Source organism: Labrys sp. 22185 (genome assembly GCF_052045555.1).
GTDB classification, from domain to species: Bacteria; Pseudomonadota; Alphaproteobacteria; order Rhizobiales; family Labraceae; genus Labrys; species Labrys neptuniae.
This window is the reverse complement of record NZ_JBQEPH010000094.1, coordinates 1-4,730: the sequence shown is the minus strand read 5'-3', so window position 1 is coordinate 4,730 and position 4,730 is coordinate 1. Positions and strand designations below refer to the sequence as shown.

General features: G+C 61.6%; 5 protein-coding genes and 1 pseudogene. 2 read left to right on the top strand and 4 right to left on the bottom strand.

Annotated features, from left to right (window positions below; translation table 11 throughout):
* The first annotated feature begins 21 nt into the window (after positions 1 to 21).
* Positions 22 to 459 (top strand): transposase family protein, encoded by a 438-nt coding sequence (locus ACTJKX_RS37845; protein ID WP_440728471.1) that lies wholly within the window; start codon positions 22 to 24, stop codon positions 457 to 459.
* Positions 407 to 1,597 (top strand): ISL3 family transposase, encoded by a 1,191-nt coding sequence (locus tag ACTJKX_RS37840; protein WP_440728470.1) that lies wholly within the window; start codon positions 407 to 409, stop codon positions 1,595 to 1,597. Before ACTJKX_RS37845 ends, ACTJKX_RS37840 begins: the two co-directional genes overlap by 53 nt.
* Positions 1,598 to 1,660: 63 nt before the next feature.
* On the opposite strand, the pseudogene istB reads toward ACTJKX_RS37840, so the two are convergent.
* The 4 genes and pseudogenes from istB to ACTJKX_RS37820 form a co-directional block, all read right to left on the bottom strand.
* Positions 1,661 to 2,522, bottom strand: a pseudogene (gene istB / locus ACTJKX_RS37835) (IS21-like element helper ATPase IstB).
* Positions 2,519 to 2,782 (bottom strand): hypothetical protein, encoded by a 264-nt coding sequence (locus ACTJKX_RS37830; RefSeq protein ID WP_440728469.1) that lies wholly within the window; start codon positions 2,780 to 2,782, stop codon positions 2,519 to 2,521. Before ACTJKX_RS37830 ends, istB begins: the two are co-directional and overlap by 4 nt.
* Complete coding sequence (locus ACTJKX_RS37825) at positions 2,779 to 3,240, bottom strand: hypothetical protein (protein ID WP_394315457.1); 462 nt, start codon at positions 3,238 to 3,240, stop codon at positions 2,779 to 2,781. Before ACTJKX_RS37825 ends, ACTJKX_RS37830 begins: the two co-directional genes overlap by 4 nt.
* Positions 3,241 to 3,668: 428 nt before the next feature.
* Positions 3,669 to 4,730, bottom strand: a 1,062-nt coding sequence (locus ACTJKX_RS37820) for a capsular biosynthesis protein (protein WP_440728468.1), incomplete at its 5' end; no start/stop codon positions are given.

The following is a 4,730-nucleotide window of genomic DNA, read 5'->3' as shown; positions in this document are numbered from 1 at the left end:
TTCATTCCTCGCGAACTTGTCGTGGAGCGAATCCATCCCGACGCTGACCGTGTTACCGTGCTGTGCCGATCGCGCTGTGTAAGGGCGCGTTGCCCGCGCTGCCGATGCGCATCGACGAAGACCCATAGCCGCTATGAACGGCGTATCGCCGATCTTCCCTGGCTCGGACGCAGGGTTACCATTCGCGTGCAAGTCCGGCGCCTGCGCTGCATCAACACGCGATGCTCGCAACGCATATTCGGGGAGCGAGCTGAAGGCGTCGTGATGCCTTACGCCCGACGGACGCTACGGCTCCGCGATCTTCAGCGCTGCGTTGGCGTTGCCCTGGGCGGAGAAGCTGGGGCTCGTCTCACCGATCGATTGGGCATGCCATCGAGCCCGGATACGCTCCTCAGGCTGGTGTGCGATGAGCCACGCCTCGCCCCCGCCCCCCCCCCCCCGCGTTCTGGGCGTCGATGATTGGGCCTGGCGCCGCGGTCAGCGCTACGGCACGGTGCTGATGAATCTGGAGTCCAATCGGATCGTTGACCTACTGGCCGATCGGGAAAGTGCCACGCTTTGCCAGTGGCTGAGGATGCATCCGGGCGTCGAGATCATCGCACGCGATCGTGCCGGGGCCTATGCACAAGCCGCCCGTGAGGGTACGCCCGGCGCGATACAGGTTGCCGATCGCTGGCATATGCTGCGCAACTGCTCAGACGCTTTACTCAATGTCCTCGAAAGACGGCACCACCTACTGCGCGAGATCGGCGGATCTCTCGCCGGACAAGTCAGCGAAAAACCCGCTTCGTGCCCTGGCACGCTGGCGGCGGAAAGATCGTCAAAGCTGCACCGCCAGCAGGACGAAAACCGGGCCCGGCGCCAGGCGCTGTTCGACAAGGTTGTCGATCTCAAGGCCAAGGGCTGGAGCGTGCTGGCGGTGCAGCGCGAAACCGGCCTGGATCGCAAAACAATCCGCTCATGGCTGGACAATGAACACCCTGGCACCTGGGTGCGCAAAGCCTCGCAGGCTCATCCGGCCGATGCCTACGCGCCCTTTCTGCGGCGTCGCTGGCAGGAAGGGTGTCGCAATGCCACGCAGCTTTACCGAGAAGTGTGCCGGCAGGGATATCGCGGTCAGGTGAAAAACTTCCGGCACTGGGTAAGGAACAGACTTCGCCAGCCCGTCGCTGCTACGAGGCGAGTTGCGGTGCCCGCGCAGCAGCGCTGGCGGCCTCCCTCGCCCCGACAGGCAACACGCTTGCTGACGGCGCTGCCAGATAATCTGAAAACCGAGGACCGCGCGTTCGTCGAAGCCCTATGCTCGGCCTCGTCGGCAATCGCCACGGCGACAAACCTTGCTCGCCGTTTCCAGGCAATGCTGACCAAACGAGAGGCCGACCTGTTGACCCCCTGGCTTGCTGACGCGCTCGACAGTCCTTTTGCATCTTTTGCGCGGGGATTGGCGCGCGACATCGATGCTGTTCGCGCGGCGCTTGTCATGCCTTGGAGCACGGGCCCGGTCGAAGGCAAAATCAACAAGCTTAAACTGATCAAGCGCTCCATGTACGGCCGCGCTGGCATTGACCTCCTCCGCGCCCGCCTCATCGCCTCATGATCGTTGCACCGAAATTGCGGGAGAGCCCAAGAGCGCCGAAGTAAAATTCCCCAGTTTCGACGATCAGGGCATCGCGGATATGTGGCCATTTTTGGGCGGTCGGCCGCGGGGCCTCGGTGTTGGTTGTAGACTCGGCGGCGCGATGATGGCTTTGGATCTGACGTGCTCTGGCATGAGCTCGGCGTGCTCGCGCAGCCGATAGCTTGAGCCCTCGATCTGGATAACGATGGCGTGGTGCAGCAGGCGGTCGAGCAGCGCCGTGGCAACGACAGGATCGCCGAAGACCTCGCCCCATTCGGCAAAACCTCTGTTGGAGGTCAGGATCATGGCGCCGCGCTCGTAGCGTGCATTGACGAGTTGGAAGAAGAGATTTCCGCCGCCTTGCACGACGGGCAGATAACCGATTTCGTCAACGACAAGGAGCGCGGGGCGACAATAGAAGCGGAAGCCGGCCCTCTCTTTCAGCTCGCGCGAGCGTGGCGATCAGGTCTGCCAGGGTACAGAAGTAAACGCTCCGTCCAGCCTTGACCGCCTCGACGCCCAGGGCGGTCGCCAGATGGCTTTTACCGGTACCAGGCGGCCCGAGCAGGTGAATGACTTCACATCGGGTAATGAAGCCCAGTTGCGCCAAGGTGAGGACACGGTCCCGATCCAGAGAGGGCTGGAAGGAGAAGTCGAAGCCGGCCAGAGTTTTGATGGTTGCCAGGCGCCCCATGCGCAAAGCGGTCTTGATCCGGCTGTTCTCGCGCAAGGTTAGCTCTTCGGACAAGAGGGTGTCGATCGCCTCGAGGGCGCTGATCTCTCCGTGCTCAAGGCGGCGGACAATCTGATCGAGCGCCTCAAGGGCACGGGGCATCTTCAGACCCACGAGGTCGTGGCGGATGCGATCGATCGTGTTGGGTATCAGGTCCAACGATGCACTCATGGCCGGTTCTTCTGTGCAAGGCGTTGGGCAATGGCGTCATAAAAGTCGAGCGAGCGCTGAGCGACGACATCTCCTGCTCGGATTACCGGGGGCGAGCCTGCCTCACTCCATCGCCGCTGCGTCGTCATGGCCTTGGGATGCCCAGGCGCGACGCGGCGTTGATGACGTCCTTCCAGAACAGGATGGCTGGCGATCAGCGAACCATCCTCGAAGATGCGGATCTCGTCGGCCAGGGAAACGGCGGATTTGGGGAGTTTCACTCCGGTATCAACAGAGTTCCGACAGATGGGATCGAAAAGCGTTTGCCAGTTGCGACCTTTGACGAACGAGAAGGTCTCGGCTCTTGAGAAGCATGCTCGAGCCAGGGTTCGAAATCGGCCAAGGTCTTCTTGCGGATCATGGCCTGGAAAGCACCGATGGTTTCTCGTGCTTCGACGAGCAACGCCACACCCTTCTCGATGACGGCGACGGTGACAGTTTCAGCTTTGGAGAGGTCATCACGACCGATGGTAAGGAGGCGGGCAATTGTGTGGGCTGATGGTGTGCTGCGCAAATTATCGCCATTGACCTTTTCGGCACGCCGGCGCCGCGCAGCCCATTCGCTCACGACCTGGAGGCATCCCCTGAAGCCTTGTTCCTGGAGCTTTCGCCATAACCTGGCGCCATTGTGATGGCCCGCTTCCCATTCGGCATCGAGCCAAGGCAGATAGAGCTCCAATGAGCTTTCCCGAAGCCGGAAGATATCCGAACGCTGCCCCGCAATATCTTGCGTACGAGACTGCGGCTATGTCCGGTGCGCCGCACGATTTCCGGGATCGGGCTGCCCTCCTTCGCCAAGATGAGAATGGCAGAATTGGCATCTTCCCGGCGAAAATATCGACGAGCGTCTCCTCAGCCGCTGACCCCGCCTCATCGGGTGCTGTGATCGTTCAATGGACGACCGTAGTGGCGGTGCAGGAGTGCACAGGAGAAGTGGAGATATCAGCGCTGGCGCCGAGCGCGTGCCATTGCATTGACGGATCGGAATCAAGATACTGAGTAAGTAGGATGCGACAAGGCAGTAGTAAGGGGTGTCGACGATCCGCAGAAGGCACTGTGGGGCCTGCTTGCCGATTCACACGATTACAAAGCCGATCAGGCAGAGATTCAAGCCGATTTCAGTACGCGCGCAGGCGCCTTCTTCGGCAATTCCACCACATTGTCGTCGATGCGGCCGATCAGGTTGCGGATGGTCAGGTCAAAGTAACGGCTCAGATAATAGGAGCCGTTGATCTGCGTCTCCGCCACCATGTGACTGACGAAGGCGTCCCTCGCGGCCGCGTTGGGCAGGAAGGGCGCGCTCCAGAACTGTTTCAGCCTGTCTTCGCCACCATGGGCGACAAGGCCGTCAATGGCATAATGTGCATTCCCCAGCACGAAGACCGGGCAATTGCGCTGCAACGCCAGAATTCCCGTGGTGCTGTTGACCGTGATCATGCCGCGGGCATGCCGGATCAACAGCCCGGTCGGCCCGTCGTCGATCAAGGACACTCGATCGGCCACACCCGCCAGCTTGGCGAGCTGCGCCACGAAGCGGTGATAGGGCCGATGCCCGCGGTCGAGCGGATGGGCCTTGAAGGCAAGGCGGGTGCCGGGCGGGGCGTGCTTGGCAAAGGAGCGGATCGTGGCCTCGATCATGCGCTCCATGGTCCAGCCTGCGCCGTGGACCCTCAATTGCAGGTCATCATGCACCTGCAGGGCGGCGACGAAATATTTGCGGTCGAAATTGTCGACGAGGTCGATGATCTTCTTCGCATTGGTCCAGCGATCGGTGTATTTGCGCATGGCGTTGCGGCTCCAGAGCATCGCCTCTCCCAACAAGGAGCGCTCGCGATGATGGGAATATTGCCGAAACACCACGCTGCCGGCCGACATCGCCAGGTAATATTTGAAAGCCCACCAGGCCATGGGCTTGAAGCTGGCGGCGGGGATCGTCACCGGCGCCTCGACAGGGGCCGCCTTGTTGCGATCATAGGCCGACAGGACCCGCGGCAGCAGGGACGCCGCATTGTTGCCCTCGCGTTCGGCGGTCACGTAATCGGGTCGTAGATACCCTTCCTCCAGGCACCACACATCGATGCCGAGCTCCCGGCACAGCGCCACCGCCACCTGGTGATAGGGACGCTGATCGCCGAACAGGATCACCTTGTCCGGCTTCTGACCAAGCAG